A 21,969-nucleotide genomic window follows, 5' to 3' on the forward strand; every position below is an offset into this window, starting at 1 on the left:
ATGACCGCACAGACCTTGTACGACAAATTATGGAACAGCCACGTGGTGCGCCAGGAGGCGGACGGCACGGCCTTGCTGTACATCGACCGCCACCTGGTGCATGAGGTGACCAGCCCGCAGGCGTTCGAGGGGCTGAAGCTGGCGGGCCGCCCGCTGTGGCGCGTGGATTCGGTGGTGTCCACCGCGGACCACAACACGCCCACCGATCATTGGGACGAGGGCATCAAGGACCCGATCTCGCGTCAGCAGGTGGAAACGCTGGATGCCAATATCAAGGCTTTTGGCGCGCTGGCGTATTTCCCGTTCAAGGACAAGGGCCAGGGCATTGTGCATGTGATGGGGCCGGAGCAGGGCGCCACGCTGCCGGGCATGATGGTGGTGTGCGGCGACAGCCACACTTCCACCCACGGCGCTTTCGCCGCGCTGGCGCATGGCATCGGCACCTCCGAGGTGGAGCATGTGATGGCCACGCAGTGTCTGGTGGCCAAGAAGTCCAAGAATATGCTGGTGCGGGTGGATGGCCAATTGGGCCGCGGCATCACCGGCAAGGATGTAGCGCTGGCCATCATCGGCAAGATCGGCACCGCCGGCGGTACCGGCTATGCGATCGAGTTCGCCGGCGAGGCCATCGAGAGCCTGTCGATGGAAGGCCGGATGAGCTTGTGCAATATGGCGATCGAGGCCGGCGCGCGTTCGGGCATGGTGGCGGCGGACCAGAAGACCATCGATTATGTAAAAGGCCGGCCGTTTGCGCCTAAGGGCGAGCAGTGGGAGCAGGCGGTGGCGTATTGGCGCACTTTGCGTTCCGATCCGGGCGCCGTATTCGACGCGGAAGTGGTGCTGCGCGCGGAGGAGATTCTGCCGCAGGTGACCTGGGGCACTTCGCCGGAGATGGTGGTGGATATCGACGGCGCGGTGCCGGACCCGGCGCGGGAAAGCGATCCGGTGAAGAAAAACGGCATTGAGCGCGCGCTCAGCTATATGGGTTTGCAGGCCAACACCCCCATCCACGACATCGCGGTGGACATCGTCTTCATCGGTTCCTGTACCAATAGCCGCATCGAGGATTTGCGCGAGGCCGCCAGCGTGGCCAAGGGCCGCCACAAGGCCGCCAATGTGAAGCAGGTGCTGGTGGTGCCGGGCTCCGGCCTGGTGAAGGCGCAGGCGGAGGCCGAGGGTCTGGACCAGGTGTTCCTGGCCGCCGGCTTCGAGTGGCGCGAGCCGGGCTGCTCCATGTGCCTGGCGATGAACGCGGACCGCCTGTTGCCGGGCGAACGTTGCGCGTCCACGTCCAACCGCAATTTCGAGGGCCGTCAGGGGCAGGGCGGCCGCACGCATCTGGTCAGCCCGGCGATGGCGGCGGCCGCCGCCGTCACTGGTCATTTCGTCGATGTGCGTTCGTTGTAACCGTTCCAAGGAGAGAATCATGCAAAAACTGCTGTTGTTGGTACTGGCCGCGCTGACCCTGAGCGCTTGCAATACGGTGAAGGGCGTGGGCCAGGACGTGTCCAAGGGCGGGCAGGCGATTGAAAACGCCGCCAAGGACGTGTCCAACAAAATGTGATGCGGCGGCCCGCCCCCGGCGTCCGCCGGGGCGGTTGTCTCCTCGCACTCTCTAAATGAAGGCGGGCGCCAGCGCCCGGAAACGGCATTGACGATGAAAGCATTTACCACCCTGACCGGTTTGGCCTGTCCCTTGGACCGCGCCAATGTGGATACCGACGCCATCATTCCCAAGCAGTTCTTGAAATCCATCAAGCGCTCGGGCTTCGGTCCCAATCTGTTCGACGAATGGCGTTACCTGGATCACGGCGAGCCGGGCATGGACAACAGTAAGCGGCCGCTGAACCCGGACTTCGTGCTCAACCTGCCGCGCTATCAGGGCGCGCAGGTGTTGCTGGCGCGCGAGAACTTCGGCTGCGGCTCCAGCCGCGAGCACGCGCCGTGGGCGCTGGACGACCAGGGCTTCCGCGTGGTGATCGCGCCCAGTTTCGCCGACATCTTCTTCAACAACTGCTACAAGAACGGCCTGCTGCCCATCGTGCTGGCGGCGGACGCGGTGGATCAGCTGTTCCGCGAATGCGCGGCCGCCGAAGGCTATCAACTGACCGTGGACCTGGCGGCGCAGACGGTGAGCACGCCGGCCGGACAGGTGTTCTCCTTCGACATCACCGAGCACCGCAAGCACTGCCTGCTGGGCGGCCTGGACGAGATTGGCCTGACCTTGCGGCATGCGGACGAAATCAAGGCTTTCGAAGCCAAGCGCCGCGGCGAGCAGCCGTGGCTGTTCGCCTGAACGGCGGCCGGCGATGAGCGCGCTACAGCAGGGCGGCCACGCGCATAAGCAGCACGTGGAGCAGCAGTTCGGCGGCCAGGCCGCCGCCTATCTGAGCAGCCAGGTGCATGCGGAAGGCGCGGAGTTCGCCGAGCTGCGCCAGGCGGCGGCGGAGCATGGCGCGGCGCGGGTGCTGGACCTGGGCTGCGGCGCCGGCCATGTTGGCTTTCAGGTGGCGGAGGCGGCGCGGGAGGTGGTGGCTTACGATTTGTCGGCCGCCATGTTGGAGGTGGTGGCGGCGGAAGCGGCCCGGCGCGGCCTGGATAATCTGAGCACGCGGCAGGGCGCGGCGGAGCGGCTGCCTTTTGCCGACGGCGATTTCGATCTGGTGTTCAGCCGCTATTCCGCCCATCACTGGGGCGATGTGGGCCTGGCGCTGCGCGAGGCGCGGCGAGTGCTGAAGCCGGGCGGCCGGTTGGCGCTGATCGACGTGATGTCTCCAGGGCAGCCCTTGCTGGACACGCATCTGCAGGCGGTGGAGGTGCTGCGGGATTCCAGCCACGTGCGCGATTACAGCGCCGGAGAATGGCTGGCGATGCTGGCCGAGGCCGGCTTCGCGGTGGACAGCCTGCGCCGCCAGCGGCTGCGGCTGGCCTTCGACGCCTGGACCGCGCGCATGCGCACGCCGCCGGAGATGGCCGCGGCCATCCGCCTGCTGCAGCAGCGCATGGGCCGGGAGGTGCGCGATTATTTCGCCATCGAGGCGGACGGCAGCTTCAGCGCCGACGTGATGGTGTTGTGGGCCAGAACATGAACGCCGCCCGCGGCGACGGCCGTCGCGGCGCGATGGCCTGGCTGCACCGCCATCCCTGCTGGGCCTTCGCGCTGCTGGGCTTGAGCTTTCTGGTGTTCGGCGCGGGCACGGTCAATCTGGCCCTGTTGTTGCAATTGAATTTCAAGCTGTGGCTGGACGCCGGCTGGCAGGCGGCGATGGACGGCGCGTTGCGCCAATTGCTGGAACTGCTGGCGTCCGGCTATGCCGCGATGGCGGCTTATATCGTATTCAAATGTTGCGAGCGGGCGCTGTTGGAGCGGCTGACCCGGCGCGGTCCTCAAGACTGAAAAGGAAAACAGTATGAAAATCGCCATTTTGCCGGGTGACGGCATCGGTCCGGAAATCATCGCCCAGGCGCAGCGCGTGCTGGAAGTGCTGCGCAAGGACGGTCTGCCCATCGAAACCGAACAGGCGCCCTTGGGCGGGGCCGGCTACGACGCCTTCGGCCAGCCGTATCCGGAGTTCACCCAGAAGCTGTGCCGCGAATCCGACGCGGTGCTGCTGGGCGCGGTGGGCGGCCCGGCCTACGACAAGCTGGAGCGTCCGCTGCGGCCGGAGCGCGGCCTGCTGGCCATCCGCAAGGATTTGAACCTGTTCGCCAACCTGCGCCCGGCCATCCTGTACCCGGAACTGGCCAACGCCTCCACGCTGAAGCCGGAAGTGGTGTCCGGCCTGGACATCATGATTGTGCGGGAGCTGACCGGCGACATTTACTTTGGCCAGCCGCGCGGCATCGCCGTCAACGAGCTGGGCGAGCGCGAGGCCTACAACACCATGCGCTACAGCGAGGGCGAGGTGCGCCGCATCGCCCATGTCGCCTTCGGCATCGCAATGAAGCGCGACAAGCGCTTGTGCTCGGTGGACAAGGCCAATGTGCTGGAAACCACCGAGTTCTGGAAAGAGGTGATGATAGATGTGGCCAAGGAGTATCCGCAGGTGGAGTTGTCCCATATGTACGTGGACAACGCGGCGATGCAGCTGGTGCGCAATCCCAAGCAGTTCGACGTGATGGTGACCGGCAATATCTTCGGCGACATCCTGTCGGACGAGGCCTCGATGCTGACCGGCTCCATCGGCATGTTGCCGTCGGCCTCGCTGGACGAAAACAACAAGGGCCTGTACGAGCCCTCGCACGGCTCGGCGCCGGACATCGCCGGGCAGAATCTGGCCAATCCGCTGGCCACCATCCTGTCCGCGGCGATGATGCTGCGCTACACCTTCGGCCTGGAAGACGCGGCGCAGCGGGTGGAAAACGCGGTGAAAACCGTGCTGGCGCGCGGCCTGCGCACCGCCGACATCTACGAGGCCGGCTGCGAGAAGGTCAGCTGCTCGGCGATGGGGGATGCGGTGGTGTCGGCGCTGTAAATGGCAGTGGTCCGCCCGGCTTGCGCCGGGCGAACCGTCTGTTCTGATTTGAATACAATAAAAACGAAATACCCCATTGCCTGACGCTTTATCGCGCTGCACAATGGGGTGACAACATTACAGCCGCCCGCCGCACAGGCGGGCGCGACGATTTGACAGACAGATACCAGGAGAGACCCAGTGAGAGTAGGTTTTGTTGGCTGGCGCGGCATGGTGGGTTCCGTGCTGATGCAGCGCATGCGCGAAGAGAACGATTTTGCGGCGATCGCCGAGCCGGTGTTCTTCACCACCTCCAATGTGGGCGGCAAAGCCCCCGACATCGGCCGCGACGCCCCGGCGCTGAAAGACGCGAAGGACATCGCCGAACTCAAGACCATGGACGTGATCGTCACCTGCCAGGGCGGCGATTACACCAATGAAGTCTACCCGCAGCTGCGCGCCGCCGGCTGGAACGGTTACTGGGTGGACGCGGCTTCCGCGCTGCGCATGGAAGACAATGCCATCATTATCCTGGACCCGGTCAATAAAGCGGTGATCGAGCAGGGCCTGGCGCGCGGCGTCAAGGACTACGTCGGCGGCAACTGTACCGTGTCGCTGATGCTGATGGCGCTGGGCGGCCTGTTCCAGAACGATCTGGTGGAGTGGGCCACCTCCATGACCTATCAGGCCGCCTCCGGCGCCGGCGCGCAGAATATGCGCGAACTGCTGTCCGGCATGGGCGCGATCAACGCCCAGGTGTCCGGCCTGTTGGCGGACCCGGCGTCCGCCATTCTGGATATCGACCGCAAAGTGTCGGACTTCCTGCGCGCAGACGATTTCCCCAGCCAGAACTTCGGCGTGCCGCTGGCCGGCAGCCTGATCCCTTGGATAGACAAGGACCTGGGCAACGGCCAATCCAAGGAAGAATGGAAGGGCGGCGTGGAAACCAACAAGATCCTGGGCCGCTCCGCCAACCCGGTGCCGGTGGACGGCTTGTGCGTGCGCGTGGGCGTGATGCGTTGCCACAGCCAGGCCTTGACCATCAAGCTCAAGCGCGATGTGCCGCTGGACGAGATCGAAGCCATGCTGGCCGCCGCCAATCCCTGGGCCAAAGTGGTGCCCAATACCCGCGAGGCCTCGATGGCCGAGCTGACCCCGGCGGCGGTGACCGGCACGCTGGCCACGCCGGTGGGCCGCCTGCGCAAGATGGCGATGGGCGGCGAATACCTGTCCGCCTTCACCGTGGGCGACCAACTGCTGTGGGGCGCGGCCGAACCGCTGCGTCGCATGTTGCGTATCCTGATCGAGCGCTGACAGGGTAGAATGGCGGCAGCCTGAGGCTCGCCTTGGCGAGCACCTACTGCCGAGCCGCGCGTCAAACGCGCGGCCTAGTTGAAAAGGGCACTGAGGTGCCCTTTTTTGCGCGCGGTATTCTGTTTGCAATGATTGATTGAGAAAGTAAAGCGATGTCGAACTCTATTCAGCTCGCCGTAGTCGGCGCCACCAGTCTGGTGGGCCAGGCGGTACTGGAACTGCTGGCCCAGCGCCAATTGCCCGTTGGCCGGGTCTTTGCCGTGGACGCGGCGGACAAGGAAGGCGAGACCGCCGCCTACGGCAATCTGGAGCTGGACGTGCATCCCATCGACGGTTTCGCCTTTGAAAACGTGGCGCTGGCCATCTTCGCGGCCGGCAGCGAGCTGGCGCGCGAGTACGCGCCGCTGGCGCGCGCGGCCGGCGCGGCGGTGGTGGATTTCAGTTCCGCCTTCCGCGAGGACGACAGCGTGCCGCTGGTGATTCCCGCCATCAACGGCGCCTTGCTGGCGGACGCCGGCGAAGCCGCGCTGGCCGCCGCGCCCAATTGCACGGTAACGCCGCTGGCGCTGGCGCTGGCGGCGCTGCGCCCGCTGGGTTTGCAGCGCGTGTCGGTGGCCACTTATCAATCGGTGTCCGGCAGCGGCCAGGCGGCGATGGAAGAGCTGGCGGACCAGACCACGGCGCTGTTCTCCCAGCGCGAGACCGAAAGCCGGGTCTACGACAAGCGCATCGCCTTCAACGTGTTGCCGCAGATCGGCGCGCTGGACGCGGACGGCGCGTCCGAGGAAGAGCGCTCGGTGGAGCGCGAATTGACGCGGCTGCTGGATCTGCCGCAGTTGCAAGTGGAGGCCACCTGCGTGCGCGTGCCGGTATTCTTTGGCCACGCCTGGGCGGTGAACGCGGCATTCGAACATGAATTTGACATGGAGCAAGCGCGCAAACGTCTGCTTGCGGCAGGCTTGCAAGTGGTGGCCGCGGACAAGCTGGGCGGCTATGTGACGCCGATGGAAGCCACCGGCAACGAGGCGGTGTGGGTCAGCCGCCTGCGCGGTAAGGGCCGGACGCTGAGTTTCTGGCTGGCCGCCGACAATGTGAAGGCCGGCGCCGCGCTCAATTGCGTGAATATCGCCGAAACTCTGTTAAAGCAGAATGGCTTGATCTGATCCGGCGGTTTGGCTGAAGCCGCGCATCGCGCGGACAGAGGGCGGCATTCGCGAGAGTGCCGCCCTGTTTCATGGCTGCGGCGGAAATCGCGGGTAAACGGCGTCATTATGAAATCTAGCTAAAAACAGCCGCAGGGCCTAAGATTGCAACAGTTACCGTCTGCGCCCGCTGGGCCAGCGCAAATAAAATCAAGATAAACCGTGCCGGAAGGTTGACAGTGACACATCAGGCAAAAATCAGAATCGGCGTTCTGGCGGTGGCTTTGGCCTGCTCCGCCAGCGCCTGGGCAGGGCTGGGGAAAATCAACGTCAGGTCCAATCTGGGCGAGCCGTTCCGCGCCGATATCGAATTGACCGGGGTAAGGGCGGCGGAACTGGAGAGCGCGAGGATAGGGCTGGCCGGGGCGGATACGTTTCAGGATTTGAACGTCGATTACGCCACGGTGCTCAATATGCTGCGCTTCAGCGTGGCGCCCAGCTCGCGCGGCGCCATGATACGCATCAGTTCTTCCGGCCCCATCAACGACCCCTATCTGCGCTTCGTGGTGGAGGCCAAGACCTCGTCGGGACGCGCGGTGCGCGAGTACACCGTGCTGTTGGACCCCAGCAATTACTCTATGGCCTCGCCGTCCGCCAACATTGTGCAGGATGTGCCCAGCTACGCCGACAACAATCTGTCCAGCCGCTACCGCGGCAACGTCGCGCCCATCGCGCGGCCGCAGCCCGGCATTCTCAAAGTGAAGTCCGGCTCCACCCTGCGCGGCCTGGCCGGCAAGGTGAGGCCGCGCGGCGCCACGCTGGACCAGACCATGGCCGCGCTGGCCCAGGCCAACCCCGACGCCTTTGTCGACGGCGACGTCAGCCGCCTCAAGTTGGGCGCGGTGCTGAAAGTGCCGACCAGCCGCAAGATCAAAGCCCTGAGCGCCGCTCAGGTGGCCAGCATTCTGGGCGGCCAGCCCGCTGCGTCGGCGGGCGAAGCCAAGTCCGGCGCCGATGTGCTGAAGCTGGTGCCCAGCGAGCCGGGCGGCGGCAAGCTGACCGATCTCGAGCAGCAAGTGGCGGCGCGCGAGCAGGCGCTGAAAAACGCGGAGGCGCGCATCAGCGCGCTGGAAGAGCAATTGAAGGCCTTGCAGGCCGGCAAGCCTTTGCCGGCCATGCCCAGTTCCAGCCCCAGTGCCGTTCCGGCCGCGGCCGAGCCGGCGGCGGCCAGCGCTCCCGCGCACGCCGCCAGCGCGCCGGCCCCGGCGCCCGCGGCCAAGCCCGCCCCGGCGGAGCACAAGCCCGCAGCCAAGCCGGCGGCGCCGCCTCCGCCGCCGGAACCTTCGCTGCTGGATAAAGTGATAGACCACCTGCCGCTGGTGGGCGGCGGCGTGGCCGGCCTGGGCCTGTTGGGCGCTCTGGGCCTGCTGCTGGCGCGCCGGCGCAAGGGCGGCAAGCCCTTGTCGCTGTCCGCCAACAATACCAGCGCCGCTCTGAGCCGCGGCGCGTCTTCCGGCATGGAGCCGCCGTCGGTGGGCGGCGGCCATTCCTTCATGAGCAACTTCACCCAGGCGGCCGGCGCCATCGATGCGGCCGAAGTCGACCCGGTGGCGGAAGCCGAGGTGTACATCGCCTACGGCCGCGACGTGCAGGCCGAGGACATCCTCAAGGATGCGCTGGCTAAAGATCCGTCGCGCCAGGAAGTCAGGCTGAAGCTGATGGAGATCTACGCGGCGCGGCCGGACGTCGCCAGCTTTGAAAAACTGGCGCGGGAAATGCACGCCACCTTCGACGGCCATGGTCCGATCTGGGCCAAGGCAGCGGCGATGGGGCGCTCGATAGACCCGACCAACTCTTTGTACTTGTCGGACGGCGAGGGCGAGGACATCGAAGCCGCGCCCGCGCCGACGTCGCCTCCGGGCGGCATCGATCTGGACCGGGAATTGTTCGGCGAGCCTGAGGCCGCGCCGACGGAGCCGGCCGCCGCGCCTGAACCGGTTGCCGCGCCGGAAGCGGCCGCGCCCGAGGACGATCCCTTGGCCGCGCTGTTCGCCGAACCTCAGGCCGAGGAGGAGAAGGCGGAGGAAGCCAATCTGCTCAATTTCGATCTGGACACGGAGCTGACGCCGCCCGCGGCCGAACCCAAGCCGGAGCCCGCGCCCGCGGCGCCGGCGGAAAACAATTTGCTGGACTTCGATTTCAATCTGGAAGGCATGGCGGCGGAAGCGCCGGCCGCAGCGGAAGCGCCGGCGCCGCAAGCGGCCCCGCCCGCGGGCTTCGAGTCCCTGTACGAGGACATGTTGGCGGAAACGCCGGCCGCCGAGGCGGAAGCCCCTGCGGCGGCGCAGGCCGAAGGCATGTCGGTGCTGGACGACCCGCTGGCCACCAAGCTGGACCTGGCCAAGGTATATCTGGACATGGGAGACCGCGACGGCGCCAAAGAAGTATTGCAGGATCTGATCGCCGAGGCGCAGGGACCGCTCAAGGCGGAGGCCGAGGCCTTGCTGGCCACGATCAGCGCCTGAGATAGAGGCTGAAAGCCGGTTCAATGTCTCGCGAGCCAAGGCGACAACGGCTGAGAAAGTAGGTGTCCGCTTGGCGCATGAGGGTTGCGAAGCGGCGCTCGTCGTGAACGTCCGATGCGGCGCTGCGGATATGGGGCAGCTTCAAAGGCAATGAGCGGCGGGATGGAGTCACTCCTCCCGCCGCTTGACGATCCCGCGCCAGTGCGTGGTTTTTAGGCGAAAAACCGGAAAATGTGTGGCTTTTTTGGCCATTGCCTGGATGCAATGAGGCGGGGACGCCCGATTTATCCTCGCTAAGTGGTTGTTGTATAGTTTCGTTGCAATAATTAAAACGTTATAAGGGCCTGTCGAGACCCGGCTGCCGGCCAAGGCAAGCGGCGCGGCGGCTTCGAAGAATGAGGGTGGGGAAATTCGTTCATGTCTTTCAAGACACGCATGAGTCAAATCGCGTCGCTGCTGGCCGGTCTTGGTCTGGCGGCGGCCGCTACGGCCGGCTTGGGGCCGATCCGGGTGTTGTCCGCCGATGGCGAGCCTTTCCTGGCGGAAATTCCGGTGGTGGACGAGGAGCCCTCCGACAATGTGCTGGTGGGTCTGGCGGATCGCAACCGCTATCCGCTGTTGTCCACTTACAGCGGTTCCGCCGGCAGCCTGCAGTTTTCCATCGTCCGCAAACCGGACGGCAATGTTCAGAAAATCCAGGTCAAGGGCGCCGCCAGTTATCCGGAGCCGCTGCTGCGCTTCGCCGTGGATCTGAGTTGGCCGGCGGGCCGGTTAGTGCGCGAATTCGAAGTGGATTATCGGCGAGACGGCCCGCGCAACAAGCCCGCGCCGGCGCGGGAGGAGGGCAAGAAGCCGCTGGCCGGCGTCGACGCCTCGCCGCGGCTGGATTCCTTGGGCCTGAGCGACGCCCGCTTGCGTTCCCGTCTGGGCGAACCCTTGCTGTTGGAGCTGACTTTGCAGGGCAGCGCCTTGGATCAGGCGGACCCGCCGCGGCTGGCCTTGTTCGCTGTGGCGGCGCAGGGCGAGCCCAACGCCCAGCAAGTGCGCCTGGTGGCTTCCATCGTGCCCCACGTCGAAAAAGTGGCCAAGGGCCGCTTTAATGTGCAATTGCGCACTGAGCAGCCGGTGACCGAGCCGATGCTGGCCTTCCGGCTGGAGGTGGCGGCGGGCAAGCTCAAGGCGCAGAAAAACTACTCGGTGTTGCTGGATCCCCATTCGGCGGCCAAGCCGGCTCCCGTCGCCAAGACGCAGGGTTTGAAAGTGTACCGGGTGCTCAAGGGCGACACGCTGTCCGGCATCGCCAGCCGCGTGCGCGGCGGCGGGGAGTCGGGCGCGGTGGCACAGCAACTATTGCAAGGCAATCCCGAGGCCTTCATCGCCGGAGACGCCAACCGCCTGCGCGCCGGCGTGGCGCTGGAATATCCATCGGAGTGGCAACTGCGCGGCCAGAGCGCCGCCCGCGCCGCGGAGCCTAAGCGGCCGGCGGCTTCGCCCGAGGCCCGCGCGGCTGAGAAAAGCGCGCCGCAAGACAGCAAGCCCCAGGCGCGCGCGCCGCAGGAACATCAGCCTCCGGCGCAGAAGCCCCCGGAACGCAAGCAGCCGGAAGCCGCGCGGCAGGAACACAAGCCGCCGGAATCCAAACCTCAGGAGCACAAACCCGTAGAAGCCAAATCGGCGGCCAAGCCGGCCGCTCCGCTCGCGCCGGCGCATCCGCCTGTCGCCAAGGAAGCGTCCAAACCGGCTCCGGCGGCGGAAGCCCCGAGGCAAGCGGCCGCGCCGTCGCAGCAGGAGAGGCATTTGCAGCAGATGCTGCAGCGGCAAGACCAGGCCCTGCAGCAAGCCGAGCAGCGGGCCAAGGCGCTGGAACAGAAAATCCAGGATTACCAGCGCCAGGCGGCGGCCAAGGCCGCGCCGGCCCCAGCGCCGGCGGAAAGAGAGCCCGGCCCCGAGTCAGCGCCGGAGCCCAAGGTCGAGACCAAGCCGGAATCCAAGCCGGAACCCAAGGTGGCGGCCGTCAGTTCCATGCCGGTCGCGGCGGCGTCCGCGCCGCAGGCGGCGACGCCGGAACACGCGGAGAAGCCTCCGGTTGTCGAAGCTGCCGCTCAGCACGAGCCGCCGCCGGCCACGCCCGTCGACAGCAAGGCTGCGCCGGTCACCGCGGCGGCCAATGGCTGGACGGACGAATTGGCCGCGACCTTGTCCGACGAGTCCATGCGCTGGAAGCTGGGCGGGGCGGCGGCGGCGCTGGGCCTGGTGGCCTTGCTGCTGGCGCGGCGCAAACGCAAGGGCGGCGGCAAGGACGAGCCAGCCGCGCCGGCCTTGAGCGGCACGGCGGCGGGCGCGTCGATGTTGGGGCCGTTGACGACCTTGATGAGCTCTTTGAAGAAGGGCGACGGCATCGACCTGTCCTCGGTGGACCGGGTGGCCGAAGCCGACGTCTACCTGGCCTACGGCCGCGACGACCAGGCTTTGGAGATTCTGCGCGAAGGCTTGGCTCACGAGCCGATGCGGCAGGATTTGCGCTACAAATTGCTGGAAGTCTTGTCCACCCAGCAGGACAAGCAGATGTTCATCGCCGAGGCCACCACCGCCAAGGGCGTGTTCGGCAAGGACAGCACCTTATGGATGAGGGTGTGCGAAATCGGCCAGACCGTCGCGCCAGGCCATCCGCTGTTTGCCCAGGCCAAGCCCGAGCCGGCGGCGGATGCGCCGCCGCCCGCAGCCGCCGAGCCTGCGCCTGTGGCCGCTCCCGCGGCCCCCGTCGCGGCAGCGCCCACACCGGCACCCGCGCCCGTCGCGGCAGCACCGGCTCCCGCGCCGGCAGCCGCGGCGAGCCCGGACGAGGAGAAAATGGAGTTGGCCAAGCTGTATCTGGAGATGGGCGACAAGGAAACCGCGGACGCCTTGATGAAGGAGGCCGGCCGCTAAAGCGCCGGTCGCGCCCGCGCGCATGGAAGAGGTCGGCCGCGCTTGACGCGAGCCGGCCTCTTTTCGTTTTGCTTCGACGGCGTCTTATGCCGCGGTTGGGCGCTTTTCTCGTGCGTTCGCAGCAAACGTCATCGTTTGGTCGTGGCGCAAACCGGGCAGGATAAGGTAGAGTGAGTGCTTTATTGCTGAAACGACGCGGCGCGCCGCGTCGGAGTTTGAAGAAGGTGTGGGCATGAGGATAGCGCTCGGCATCGAGTATGACGGTCGGGCGTTCGCCGGCTGGCAGACTCAGCCGCATGGCAATACGGTGCAGGACAGATTGAATCAGGCGATCGCGCAGATCGCCGGCGTGGAAGCCATCGGCACGCTGGCCGCGGGCAGGACCGACGCCGGCGTGCATGCGGCCATGCAAGTGGTGCATTTCGACAGCCCGGCCGAGCGGCCGCTGAACGCCTGGGTGCGCGGCGTCAACGCCTTGCTGCCGGCTGAGGTGGCGGTGGTGTGGGCGCGGGAGGTGTCGGCGGATTTTCACGCGCGTTTTTCGGCGTTTTCCCGCAGTTACAGCTATTTTCTGCTGACCAGCCCGGTGCGGCCCTGTCTGCTGGCCGGCAAGATGGGCTGGTTTCATCAGGCGCTGGACGTGGCGGCGATGCGAGAGGCGGCGGCGCATCTGTTGGGGCGGCATGATTTTTCCAGTTTCCGCGCCTCGGAGTGCCAGGCCAAATCGCCGCTCAAGGATTTGCAGCGGCTGGACATCAGCGAGCAAGACGGCCTGATCCGCTTCGATCTGCTGGCGGACGCCTTCCTGCATCATATGGTGCGCAATATCGTCGGCGCGCTGGTCTACGTGGGCAAGGGCGCTTTGCGCGCGGATGAGATGGCGGGCTTGCTGGCCGCGCGCGACCGCACCTTCGCGCCGCCCACCTTCATGCCGGACGGCTTGTACCTGACCGGCGTGGGTTATCCGGAAACATACGATTTGCCGTCGCAGGCGGACGCCGCGCGGCTGGCTTTGTGGAGATGAGAGTGGGCGGCACGACCCGAATCAAGATTTGCGGCATTACCCGGCCGGAAGACGGCGTCGAGGCCGCGCGGCTGGGCGCCGACGCCATCGGCCTGGTGTTCTACGCCAAGAGCCCGCGCCATGTCGACCTCGAGCAGGCGCGCGCGGTGATCGCGGCGCTGCCGCCCTTCGTCAGCGTGGTGGCCTTGTTCGTCAATCCGGAGCCGGAGTACGTGCGCGAAGTGCTGGCCGCCTGCGCGATCGATATCTTGCAGTTCCACGGCGAGGAAGACGCCGCCTTCTGCCGCTCTTTCCAGCGGCCTTATCTGAAAGCGGTGCGGGTGAAGCCGGGCGTGGACCTGGCCGAGATCGCCGCCGCCTACCCGGACGCGCGCGCGGTGCTGAGCGACGCCTTCGTCGAAGGCGCGCACGGCGGCACCGGCGCCACCTTCGACTGGAGCTTGCTGCCGGAGGCCTTGCCTCTGCCGCTGATCCTGTCCGGAGGCCTGGACGAACACAATGTGGCGGCGGCGGTGGCGCAGGTGCGCCCGGCCGCGGTCGACGTCTCCAGCGGTGTGGAGGCGTCCAAGGGAATCAAAGATGCCGCCAGAATGGCGGCGTTCATATCAGGAGTTAGACATGGATCGTTATGACCTGCCGGACGCCCAGGGCCATTTTGGCCCGCATGGCGGCGTCTATGTCGCCGAAACCTTGATGGCGGCGCTGGACGAGCTGAAGAACGAGTACGCTCGCGTCAAGGCCGACCCGTCGTTCTGGGAAGAATTCCGCCACGAGCTCAAGCACTACGTCGGCCGGCCCAGCCCGGTCTACCACGCCAAGCGCTGGTCCGAGCAACTGGGCGGCGCGCAGATTTATCTGAAGCGCGAAGACCTGAACCACACCGGCGCGCACAAGATCAACAACGCCATCGGCCAGGCGCTGCTGGCGCGGCGCATGGGCAAGAAGCGGGTGATCGCCGAAACCGGCGCCGGCCAGCACGGCGTGGCCTCCGCCACCGTGGCGGCGCGCTACGGCATGGAGTGCGTGGTGTATATGGGCGCCGAGGACATCAAGCGTCAATCGCCCAATGTGTTCCGCATGAAGCTGCTGGGCGCCACCGTGGTGCCGGTGGAGTCCGGTTCCAAGACGCTGAAGGACGCCTTGAACGAGGCGATGCGAGATTGGGTGACCAATATCGACAGCACCTTCTACATCCTGGGCACCGCGGCCGGTCCGCATCCCTATCCGATGCTGGTGCGCGATTTCGTGTCCGTGATCGGCGAGGAGGCCAAGGTGCAGATGCCGGAAGTGATCGGCCGCCAGCCGGATGTGGTGGTGGCTTGCGTCGGCGGCGGCTCCAACGCCATCGGCATGTTCTACCCGTATATCGGCGTGGACGGCGTGCGCATGGTGGGCGTAGAGGCCGGCGGTCTGGGCCTGGACTCCGGCAAGCACGCGGCGCCGATTTCCGGCGGCGCGCCCCTGGGCGTGCTGCACGGCGCCAAGAGCTATCTGATGCAGGACGAGAACGGCCAGGTGGTGGAAACCCATTCGGTGTCCGCCGGCCTGGATTATCCGGGCGTGGGGCCGGAGCACAGCTATCTGAAGGACATCGGCCGCGCCGACTACGTGGCGATCAACGACGACGAGGCTTTGCGCGCCTTCCACGACTGTTGTCACTTCGAGGGCATCATCCCGGCGCTGGAATCCAGCCACGCGCTGGCCTGGGCCGTCAAGGAAGCGCCGAAGATGGGCAAGGACCAGGTGATTCTGGTCAATCTGTCCGGCCGCGGCGACAAGGACATCAACACTGTGGCCGGTCTTGCCGGCATCACTCTGTAAGGAGGCGCTATGTCACGTATCGCCAAATGTTTTGAAGCGCTGGCCGGCGGCAAGGCGCTGATCCCCTTCATCACCGCCGGCGACCCGTCGCCGCAGCTGACCGTGCAACTGATGCACGGCCTGGTGGAGGGCGGCGCCGACATCATCGAGCTGGGGGTGCCGTTTTCCGATCCGATGGCCGACGGTCCGGTGATCCAGCGCGCCTCCGAGCGCGCTCTGGTCCACAAAGTGGGTCTGCGCCAGGTGCTGGAGCTGGTGGCGGCGTTCCGCCGCGACAACGATCACACCCCGGTGGTGCTGATGGGTTATCTGAATCCGGTGTTCGCCATGGGCTATCAGGACTTCGCCGCGGCGGCCAAGGCCGCCGGCGTCGACGGGGTGCTGACTGTGGACAGCCCGCCGGAGGAATCCGCCGATCTGTCGGCGGCCTTGACCGCCAACGGCCTGGATCCGGTATTTCTGATCGCGCCCACCACGCCGCCGCAACGTGTGGCGGAAATCGCCAAACTGGCGCGCGGATACGTCTATTATGTGTCTCTGAAGGGGGTGACCGGCGCCGGGCATCTGGACATTGACGACGTAGCGCGTAAAATTGCTGCCCTTAGAGAATATTTGACCGTACCGATAGGCGTCGGCTTTGGCATTCGCGACGGTGCGACAGCCAAGGCGATCTCCGCCGCCGCAGACGCGGTGGTGGTGGGCAGCCGCTTGGTGCAGGAAATTGAGGCGGCGACACCCGAAACCGCCAAAGAGCGGTTAACCCGTCTGGTGGCCGAACTGAAGGCCGCCATCCGATAGAACACTGCGGGGGCTCAGCCCCCGTTTTACTGTGCCCGCCGTTTGGCGGCGGGCCCAAGAATCAAGGAGTCAGCATGAGCTGGTTGAATAAGCTCCTGCCGCCGAAGATCAAGCGCGACAACCGCGCTGACAAACCTTCCGCGGTACCGGAGGGGCTTTGGAGCAAGTGCCCGGAATGCGAAGCCGTGTTGTATTACACCGATCTGGAGAGCAATCTGCAGGTGTGTCCCAAGTGTAATCACCACCATCCGCTGACCGCGCGCGAACGTCTGAACCTGCTGCTGGATGAAGAAGGCCGTCGCGAGTTGGGCGAAGAGGTCAAGCCGGTGGATATCCTGAAGTTCAAGGACAGCAAGAAATATCCGGACCGCCTGACCGCTGCCAAGAGCGACACCGGCGAGGACGACGCACTGGTGGTGATGCAGGGCAGCATCGAATCGATGCCGGTGGTGGTGGCCGCGTTTGAATTCAAATTCATCGGCGGTTCCATGGGATCGGTGGTGGGCGAGCGCTTCGTGCGCGGCGTGCGCGCCGCGGTGGAGGCCAAGGCGCCCTTCATCTGCGTGGCCGCTTCCGGCGGCGCGCGGATGCAGGAAGGCTTGAACTCGCTGATGCAGATGGCCAAGACCAGCGCGGCCTTGCAGCTGCTGACCGACGCCAAGCTGCCCTTCATCTCGATCCTGACCGACCCGACCATGGGCGGCGTGTCGGCCTCCTTCGCCTTCCTGGGCGACGTGGTGCTGGCCGAACCCAAGGCGCGCATCGGTTTCGCCGGCGCGCGGGTGATCGAGCAAACCGTGCGCGAAACCTTGCCGGAAGGCTTTCAGCGCGCCGAGTTCCTGCTGAGCAAGGGCGCGGTGGACATGGTGGTGGACCGCCGCGAGCTGAAGCGCAAGCTGGCGGAGCTGTCCACGCTGCTGATGAAGGAGCCGGCTCCGGTCTGATCCGCAGCCAAGCCGCATTGAAAAGCCGCCAGAGATGGCGGCTTTTTTATTTGGCGCGGCAGGTTTGCACCGCGCGATTGAATTGCGTCAGGAACTGTGGCGATTCGCGGGCGAGAAAGGCTTTGCCGAAGTAGACGCCGAAGGGCAGGCTTTGCGCCAGTTCGCTGCGCAGCTGCTCCTGCACGCCCATCTTGGCGATCAGCGCGTCCACCACGTAGGCGTTGCCGAGAATGGCGTCGACGCGGCGGCTCAGCAGCATCTTGACCAGCTGTTCGCTATTGGGCGGGGTGGAGGTGAGCTGGTAGCCGTGTTCGCGCAGCCAGTCGTCCATATTGGAGCCGTTGAAGGCGGCGGTGCGGCCCTGGCGCTTGAAATCGCTGCCGGACGGGGATTGCGGATTGTCCTTCAGCAGATACCAGCGCCGCTCGTAAGGCAGGATGGGAGCGGACAACACCGCGTAGCCATCGCGCTCCGCGGATGGTGTGGCGGTGAAGAAGGCGTCGGCCTGCTGGTGCTGCACCTGCCATTGCGCGCGCGGCCACGGCAGGAAGGTGATGGAGTAGGGGCGTTGCAGTTGTTTGAGCGCGCATTGCACCACTTGCACCGCCAGGCCGTCGGCGCTGCCGTCCTCCTTGCGGAAGGAAAGCGGAGCTTGCTGATGGGTGTTGAGCCGGATGGGGGGCTCGGCGGCGGCGGCGCCGACGAGCAGCAGGCCGGCAAGCAGGACGCGTCGGACGGGCGACGGACATGCGTGGCGGCGGGGAAGGCGTTGCGCGGCCTTGCTTAAAAAATGGGCGGCAGTCATTTGTTTTTTGCAATCATGGAGTTGCCGGTCTTATCCACATGCTGTCACCAGATTTGCCCATTGGCAAGGTGGGAAAGTTCCCCGGATTTGCCTTTTTTATAAGCGTAAGAGGCAAGTGGCTAATTGCAAAAGTTTTTTTGGCGTCCGGCCGGGGTTATCCACACAGTTATCCGGCGATTGCTGTGGAAAACCCGGGCCGCCGCCGCCTTCATTCCGCCTGTTCCAAGGCCTCCAGTTCGGTCTGGGCGTCCAGCCAGGCTTCCTCCACTTCGGCCAGACGGGTCGCCACCTCGCCCTGGCGGCGCACCGCGTCGGCCAGCCGTTGCCGGTTGGCGTCCTCGTAGGCGTCGGCGGAGGCCATGAAGCCGTCCAGTTCGGCTTTCGCCGCGCTGAGCTGGTCCAGTTCCTTTTCCAGCTTGTTCAGCTTGTTCTGCAGCGGTTTGCGCAGCAGGGACAGCCGCTGCCGCGCTTCCGCCTCCTGGCGTTTCTGTTCCTTGCGATTCAGGCCCTGGGCGTCTCCGGACGAGGGCTTGCCGGCGTCGGCGAGCAGGGTCAGCCGCCACTGGCGATAATCCTCCAGATCGCCGTCGAAGGGCTGCACCTTGCCGTGGCTGACCAGCCAGAAGATGTCGGTGGTGGCTTCCAGCAGGCTGCGGTCGTGGGACACCACGATCAGCGCGCCGCTGAAATCCTGCAAGGCCATGGTCAGCGCGTGGCGCATTTCCAGGTCCAGGTGGTTGGTGGGTTCGTCCAGCAGCAGCAGATTGGGTTTTTGCCAGACTATCATCGCCAGCGCCAGCCGTGCTTTCTCGCCGCCGGACATCGGGCCCACCGGATCGGTGGCGGCGTCGCCGCGGAAGTTGAAGCCGCCCAGGAAACTGCGCAACTCCAGTTCGCGCGTGGTGGGCGCCAGTCTTTGCATATGCTGCAGCGGCGTCTCGTCTTCGCGCAGGGTTTCCAGCGTGTGCTGGGCGAAATAGCCTATCTTCAGCGTCTGCGCGTTGACGACTTCGCCGCGCAGCGGCGCGAGGTCGCCGGATAGCAGCTTGACCAGGGTGGATTTGCCGGCGCCGTTGACGCCGAGCAGGCCGATGCGCGCGCCGGCCTCCACCGATAGATTCAGTCCGCTAAGAATGGCGGTGGAGCCGTAGCCGACGTCGGCCTGTTCCAGCTTCAGCAGCGGATTGGGCAGGTTGTCCGGGCTGTCGAAGTGGAAGTCGAACGGCGAAGCCACGTGGGCCGGCGCGATGCGCTCCAGCTTTTCCAGCGCCTTGACCCGGCTTTGCGCCTGGCGCGCCTTGGACGCCTTGGCCTTGAAGCGGTTGACGAAGGATTCCAGGTGGGCGATCTGGCGCTGCTGTTTTTCGTATTCGCCTTGCTGGCGCGCCAGTTTTTCCGCGCGCATCACTTCGAACTGGCTGTAGTTGCCGGTGTACAGCGTCAGTTCCTGGTTGGCGACTTCGACGATGTGGTCGCAGACGCTGTCCAGGAAGTCGCGGTCGTGGGAAATCATCAGCAGGGTGCCCGGATAGCCTTGCAGCCAGTCTTCCAGCCACAGCACGGTTTCCAGGTCCAGGTGGTTGGTGGGTTCGTCCAGCAGCAGCAGGTCGGAGCGGCACATCAGCGCCTGGGCCAGGTTGAGGCGCATGCGCCAGCCGCCGGAGAAGCTGGCCACCGGCCGTTGCTGAGCGTCCACGTCGAAGCCCAGGCCGGTCAGCAGCTTGCCGGCGCGCGCCGGCGCGGCGTAGGCGTCGATGCGCGCCAGTTCGCCGTGCAGATGGCCGATGGCGTTGCCGTCGTGCCGCTCTTCGGCGTCCAGCAGCCCCTGTTCCAGCTGGCGCAACTCATGGTCGCCGTCCAGCACGTAGTCCAGCGCCGAGCGTTCCAGCGCCGGCGTTTCCTGCGCCACATGGGCGATGGTCCAGTGCGGCGGCAGCAACGCGTCGCCGCTGTCGGCGTGCAATTCGCCCATCAAGAGCGCGAACAGGCTGGATTTGCCGGCGCCGTTGGCGCCGGTGAGGCCGGTCTTGTAGCCGGGGTTGAGCGTCAGGTTGGCGCCTAGCAGCAATTCTTTCAGGCCGCGGCGCAGATTGAGGTTTTTGAGTTGAATCATAGGAGTCCGAACGGCCGCGCCGGCGTTCGCGGCCGGCGCGGCGCATGGGTGTGGGTCAGGCCGGGGGCAGCGCGCTGAGATCCCAGCGCGGCTTGATCGAGTAACTGCCGGGGGCTTGGGCGTGTTTCAGCCGCATCGCGCCGGCGAAGGCGATCATCGCGCCGTTGTCGGTGCACAGCGCCAGCGGAGGATAGAAGACTTCGAAGCGGCGACGGCGCGCGGCCTCGTCCAGCGCGGCGCGCAGCTGCTTGTTGGCGCCGACGCCGCCGGCCACCACCAGCCGCTTCATGCCGCACTGCTTGAGCGCGGCCAGCGATTTCTTGGTCAGCACTTCGACGATGGCTTCCTGGAAGGCGCGGCAGATGTCCTTGCGCGTCTGTTCGTCGATGTGGCCGTCGGCGTCCGCCACCTGCTTGCTCAGCGTCAGCACCGCGGTTTTCAGCCCGGAAAAGCTCATGTCCAGATCGCCGGAGTTCAGCATCGGCCGCGGCAGGGTGAAGCGGGCCGGATCGCCTTCCTCGGCCAGCCGCGACAGCAGCGGGCCGCCGGGATAGGGCAGGCCCAGCAGTTTGGCGGTCTTGTCGAAGGCCTCGCCGGCGGCGTCGTCCAGGGTTTCGCCCAGGATTTGGTAGTCGCCGACGCCGCGCACCGCCATCAGCTGCGTGTGGCCGCCGGAAACCAGCAGGGCCAGAAAGGGGAACTCGGGCTTGGGCTCGGCCAGCAGCGGAGACAGCAGATGGCCTTCTAGATGATGGACGCCCAGCACCGGGATGTTCAGGCCGAAGGCCAGCGCGTTGGCCACGCTGGCGCCCACCAGCAGCGCGCCACCTAGGCCGGGGCCCTGGGTGTAGGCGATGGCGTCGAGGTCGGCCAGGGTCTTGCCGGCCTCGGCCAGGCAGGCCTCGGTCAGCGGGATGGCGCGGCGGATGTGGTCGCGGCTGGCCAGCTCGGGGACCACGCCGCCGTATTCGGCGTGCATGGCCATCTGAGTGTGCAGTTGGTGGGCCAGCAGGCCGCCGTCTGTGTCGTACAAAGCGACTCCGGTTTCGTCGCAGGAAGATTCAATACCTAGTACCAGCATGTTTGGGCGCAGCTCGGATATAGCGGGACAATCTTTCTATTTTACCGGTGAATCTTTGTTCGCCCAAATCCGGATGTTAGGCTAGGCCGTTTCGGAATTCCTACTATGAGGAGAGGCGGGGATGAAAGCCAGGTTGAAGTGGGTGGACGGCGTGTGTTTTCTGGGCGAAAGCGGCAGCGGTCACGCGGTGGTGATGGACGGCGCGCCGGAGGGCGGCGGCAGGAATCTGGGGCCGCGGCCCATGGAGCTGTTGCTCTTGGGCACCGCCGGCTGCACCAGCTACGATGTGATCACCATTCTGAAGAAATCGCGGCAGCAGGTCAGCGATTGCTGGGTGGAGATCGAGGCCGAGCGCGCCGAGGAGGAGCCCAAGGTGTTCACCCGCATTCATTTCCACTTTGTGGTGAGCGGGCGCGAACTGAAGGCGGACGCGGTGGAGCGGGCGATCAGGCTGTCGGCGGAGAAATACTGTTCCGCCTCCATCATGCTGGGCAAGACCGCCGACATCAGCCACGATTTCGAACTGCGCGACGCCTGAGGGCGTGGCCGACGGCGGGCGGGCCGGCCAGCAGTTCCGCCGCCAGGTTCAGCGCCGCGTCGCAGTCCGGGCGGTGGCGCAGCGGATAGCCCCAGAATTTTTCGAAGCGCGGCGCGAACTCGTCCAGATAGCGCTGTTGGTCGGTCAGCGGAGCGATCACGATGGTGCCCCGGATCAGCTGGCGGATTTGCAGCCGGTTGTCCTTGACCCACAGTGCCGCCATCTTGCGGATGATGCGCGCGTGCAGGTCCAGCTCGGTGGGGGCCGGTTCCTTGGCGATGAAGACGAAGGGGCGTTGCTGGAGCAGCAGCTGGTCCAGCGTGGCGAAGATGTCGGTGGGCTGCTGTCCATCCGGGCGGCGGCGATCCAGCCAGACGATGGGAAAGTCTTGAGCGTGGAATTGCATGGCTTTTTTGTAAATGAGAATCAATATCATTGTATCGATAAAAACCCGCTTTGTCATCTTGTCGCGGCCGCGCTGC

At 65.9% G+C, this 21,969-nt stretch carries 20 protein-coding genes; 16 read left to right on the forward strand and 4 right to left on the reverse strand.

What is annotated here, in order from left to right; all coding sequences use genetic code 11:
- From leuC to accD, 15 genes are all read left to right on the forward strand, one after another.
- The gene (gene leuC / locus AB1Z25_RS08290) at positions 1–1,407 is read left to right on the forward strand and encodes a 3-isopropylmalate dehydratase large subunit (protein ID WP_486637006.1); all 1,407 of its coding nucleotides are present in this window, start codon (positions 1–3) and stop codon (positions 1,405–1,407) included.
- A 19-nt stretch (positions 1,408–1,426) separates the two neighbouring features.
- Positions 1,427–1,564, forward strand: coding sequence for an entericidin A/B family lipoprotein (locus tag AB1Z25_RS08295; RefSeq protein WP_081544472.1), 138 nt, complete (start codon positions 1,427–1,429; stop codon positions 1,562–1,564).
- A 93-nt stretch (positions 1,565–1,657) separates the two neighbouring features.
- A complete protein-coding gene (leuD, locus tag AB1Z25_RS08300; RefSeq protein WP_235089035.1) occupies positions 1,658–2,296 on the forward strand; it encodes a 3-isopropylmalate dehydratase small subunit in 639 nt (212 codons plus the stop codon).
- 13 nt (positions 2,297–2,309) lie between these two features.
- Complete coding sequence (locus tag AB1Z25_RS08305; protein ID WP_107798731.1) at positions 2,310–3,089, forward strand: class I SAM-dependent methyltransferase; 780 nt, start codon at positions 2,310–2,312, stop codon at positions 3,087–3,089.
- Positions 3,086–3,397 carry a hypothetical protein gene (locus AB1Z25_RS08310; protein WP_486637007.1) on the forward strand — a complete coding sequence of 104 codons (312 nt, stop codon included), beginning with the start codon at positions 3,086–3,088 and terminating at the stop codon, positions 3,395–3,397. The genes AB1Z25_RS08305 and AB1Z25_RS08310 overlap by 4 nt, the downstream gene beginning before the upstream one ends.
- Positions 3,398–3,410: 13 nt before the next feature.
- On the forward strand, positions 3,411–4,475 hold the full coding sequence (gene leuB / locus AB1Z25_RS08315; RefSeq protein ID WP_043592101.1) for a 3-isopropylmalate dehydrogenase: 1,065 nt from the start codon (positions 3,411–3,413) through the stop codon (positions 4,473–4,475).
- A gap of 180 nt (positions 4,476–4,655) precedes the next feature.
- Positions 4,656–5,768 carry an aspartate-semialdehyde dehydrogenase gene (gene asd / locus AB1Z25_RS08320; RefSeq protein WP_486637008.1) on the forward strand — a complete coding sequence of 371 codons (1,113 nt, stop codon included), beginning with the start codon at positions 4,656–4,658 and terminating at the stop codon, positions 5,766–5,768.
- A 152-nt stretch (positions 5,769–5,920) separates the two neighbouring features.
- Positions 5,921–6,931 carry an aspartate-semialdehyde dehydrogenase gene (locus AB1Z25_RS08325; RefSeq protein WP_486637009.1) on the forward strand — a complete coding sequence of 337 codons (1,011 nt, stop codon included), beginning with the start codon at positions 5,921–5,923 and terminating at the stop codon, positions 6,929–6,931.
- A gap of 218 nt (positions 6,932–7,149) precedes the next feature.
- Positions 7,150–9,435, forward strand: a complete 2,286-nt coding sequence (locus AB1Z25_RS08330) for a motility hub landmark protein FimV (RefSeq protein ID WP_486637010.1) — start codon at positions 7,150–7,152, stop codon at positions 9,433–9,435.
- Positions 9,436–9,870: 435 nt separating this feature from the next.
- Positions 9,871–12,363 (forward strand): type IV pilus assembly protein FimV, encoded by a 2,493-nt coding sequence (locus tag AB1Z25_RS08335; protein WP_486637011.1) that lies wholly within the window; start codon positions 9,871–9,873, stop codon positions 12,361–12,363.
- A gap of 232 nt (positions 12,364–12,595) precedes the next feature.
- Positions 12,596–13,387, forward strand: a complete 792-nt coding sequence (gene truA / locus AB1Z25_RS08340) for a tRNA pseudouridine(38-40) synthase TruA (RefSeq protein ID WP_486637012.1) — start codon at positions 12,596–12,598, stop codon at positions 13,385–13,387.
- Between the two features lie 2 nt (positions 13,388–13,389).
- Positions 13,390–14,019: a phosphoribosylanthranilate isomerase gene (locus AB1Z25_RS08345; protein WP_227103612.1), complete on the forward strand. Its 630-nt coding sequence runs from the start codon at positions 13,390–13,392 to the stop codon at positions 14,017–14,019.
- Positions 14,006–15,208, forward strand: coding sequence for a tryptophan synthase subunit beta (trpB, locus tag AB1Z25_RS08350; protein WP_107798737.1), 1,203 nt, complete (start codon positions 14,006–14,008; stop codon positions 15,206–15,208). The genes AB1Z25_RS08345 and trpB overlap by 14 nt, the downstream gene beginning before the upstream one ends.
- 9 nt (positions 15,209–15,217) lie before the next feature.
- Positions 15,218–16,006 carry a tryptophan synthase subunit alpha gene (gene trpA / locus AB1Z25_RS08355; protein WP_107798738.1) on the forward strand — a complete coding sequence of 263 codons (789 nt, stop codon included), beginning with the start codon at positions 15,218–15,220 and terminating at the stop codon, positions 16,004–16,006.
- A 74-nt stretch (positions 16,007–16,080) separates the two neighbouring features.
- A complete protein-coding gene (gene accD, locus AB1Z25_RS08360) occupies positions 16,081–16,950 on the forward strand; it encodes an acetyl-CoA carboxylase, carboxyltransferase subunit beta (protein WP_107798739.1) in 870 nt (289 codons plus the stop codon).
- Positions 16,951–16,996: 46 nt separating this feature from the next.
- On the opposite strand, the gene AB1Z25_RS08365 is transcribed toward accD, so the two are convergent.
- From AB1Z25_RS08365 to tsaD, 3 genes are all read right to left on the reverse strand, one after another.
- Positions 16,997–17,755 carry a substrate-binding periplasmic protein gene (locus AB1Z25_RS08365; RefSeq protein ID WP_486637013.1) on the reverse strand — a complete coding sequence of 253 codons (759 nt, stop codon included), beginning with the start codon at positions 17,753–17,755 and terminating at the stop codon, positions 16,997–16,999.
- 208 nt (positions 17,756–17,963) lie between these two features.
- Positions 17,964–19,868, reverse strand: coding sequence for an ATP-binding cassette domain-containing protein (locus tag AB1Z25_RS08370; protein WP_486637014.1), 1,905 nt, complete (start codon positions 19,866–19,868; stop codon positions 17,964–17,966).
- A gap of 55 nt (positions 19,869–19,923) precedes the next feature.
- A complete protein-coding gene (gene tsaD / locus AB1Z25_RS08375) occupies positions 19,924–20,949 on the reverse strand; it encodes a tRNA (adenosine(37)-N6)-threonylcarbamoyltransferase complex transferase subunit TsaD (protein ID WP_227103606.1) in 1,026 nt (341 codons plus the stop codon).
- A gap of 121 nt (positions 20,950–21,070) precedes the next feature.
- On the opposite strand from tsaD, the gene AB1Z25_RS08380 reads away from it, so the two are divergent.
- The gene (locus AB1Z25_RS08380; RefSeq protein WP_107798743.1) at positions 21,071–21,487 is read left to right on the forward strand and encodes an OsmC family protein; all 417 of its coding nucleotides are present in this window, start codon (positions 21,071–21,073) and stop codon (positions 21,485–21,487) included.
- Here the strand turns inward: AB1Z25_RS08380 and AB1Z25_RS08385 are convergent.
- Entirely contained in the window at positions 21,456–21,893 is a 438-nt protein-coding gene (locus AB1Z25_RS08385) for a hypothetical protein (RefSeq protein ID WP_146176588.1), read from the reverse strand. The genes AB1Z25_RS08380 and AB1Z25_RS08385 overlap by 32 nt on opposite strands.
- Between the last annotated feature and the right edge of the window lie 76 nt (positions 21,894–21,969).

The organism is Chromobacterium sp. HL1 (assembly GCF_057418835.1).

Excerpts from the sequence above, each read along its gene's own strand:
- leuC (WP_486637006.1), top strand. The coding sequence starts at position 1 with ATGACCGCACAGACCTTGTACGACAAATTATGGAACAGCCACGTGGTG.
- AB1Z25_RS08295 (WP_081544472.1), top strand. The coding sequence starts at position 1,427 with ATGCAAAAACTGCTGTTGTTGGTACTGGCCGCGCTGACCCTGAGCGCT.
- leuD (WP_235089035.1), top strand. The coding sequence starts at position 1,658 with ATGAAAGCATTTACCACCCTGACCGGTTTGGCCTGTCCCTTGGACCGC.
- AB1Z25_RS08305 (WP_107798731.1), top strand. The coding sequence starts at position 2,310 with ATGAGCGCGCTACAGCAGGGCGGCCACGCGCATAAGCAGCACGTGGAG.
- AB1Z25_RS08310 (WP_486637007.1), top strand. The coding sequence starts at position 3,086 with ATGAACGCCGCCCGCGGCGACGGCCGTCGCGGCGCGATGGCCTGGCTG.
- leuB (WP_043592101.1), top strand. The coding sequence starts at position 3,411 with ATGAAAATCGCCATTTTGCCGGGTGACGGCATCGGTCCGGAAATCATC.
- AB1Z25_RS08325 (WP_486637009.1), top strand. The coding sequence starts at position 5,921 with ATGTCGAACTCTATTCAGCTCGCCGTAGTCGGCGCCACCAGTCTGGTG.
- AB1Z25_RS08335 (WP_486637011.1), top strand. The coding sequence starts at position 9,871 with ATGAGTCAAATCGCGTCGCTGCTGGCCGGTCTTGGTCTGGCGGCGGCC.
- truA (WP_486637012.1), top strand. The coding sequence starts at position 12,596 with ATGAGGATAGCGCTCGGCATCGAGTATGACGGTCGGGCGTTCGCCGGC.
- trpB (WP_107798737.1), top strand. The coding sequence starts at position 14,006 with ATGGATCGTTATGACCTGCCGGACGCCCAGGGCCATTTTGGCCCGCAT.
- trpA (WP_107798738.1), top strand. The coding sequence starts at position 15,218 with ATGTCACGTATCGCCAAATGTTTTGAAGCGCTGGCCGGCGGCAAGGCG.
- accD (WP_107798739.1), top strand. The coding sequence starts at position 16,081 with ATGAGCTGGTTGAATAAGCTCCTGCCGCCGAAGATCAAGCGCGACAAC.
- AB1Z25_RS08365 (WP_486637013.1), bottom strand. The coding sequence starts at position 17,755 with ATGACTGCCGCCCATTTTTTAAGCAAGGCCGCGCAACGCCTTCCCCGC.
- AB1Z25_RS08370 (WP_486637014.1), bottom strand. The coding sequence starts at position 19,868 with ATGATTCAACTCAAAAACCTCAATCTGCGCCGCGGCCTGAAAGAATTG.
- tsaD (WP_227103606.1), bottom strand. The coding sequence starts at position 20,949 with ATGCTGGTACTAGGTATTGAATCTTCCTGCGACGAAACCGGAGTCGCT.
- AB1Z25_RS08380 (WP_107798743.1), top strand. The coding sequence starts at position 21,071 with ATGAAAGCCAGGTTGAAGTGGGTGGACGGCGTGTGTTTTCTGGGCGAA.
- AB1Z25_RS08385 (WP_146176588.1), bottom strand. The coding sequence starts at position 21,893 with ATGCAATTCCACGCTCAAGACTTTCCCATCGTCTGGCTGGATCGCCGC.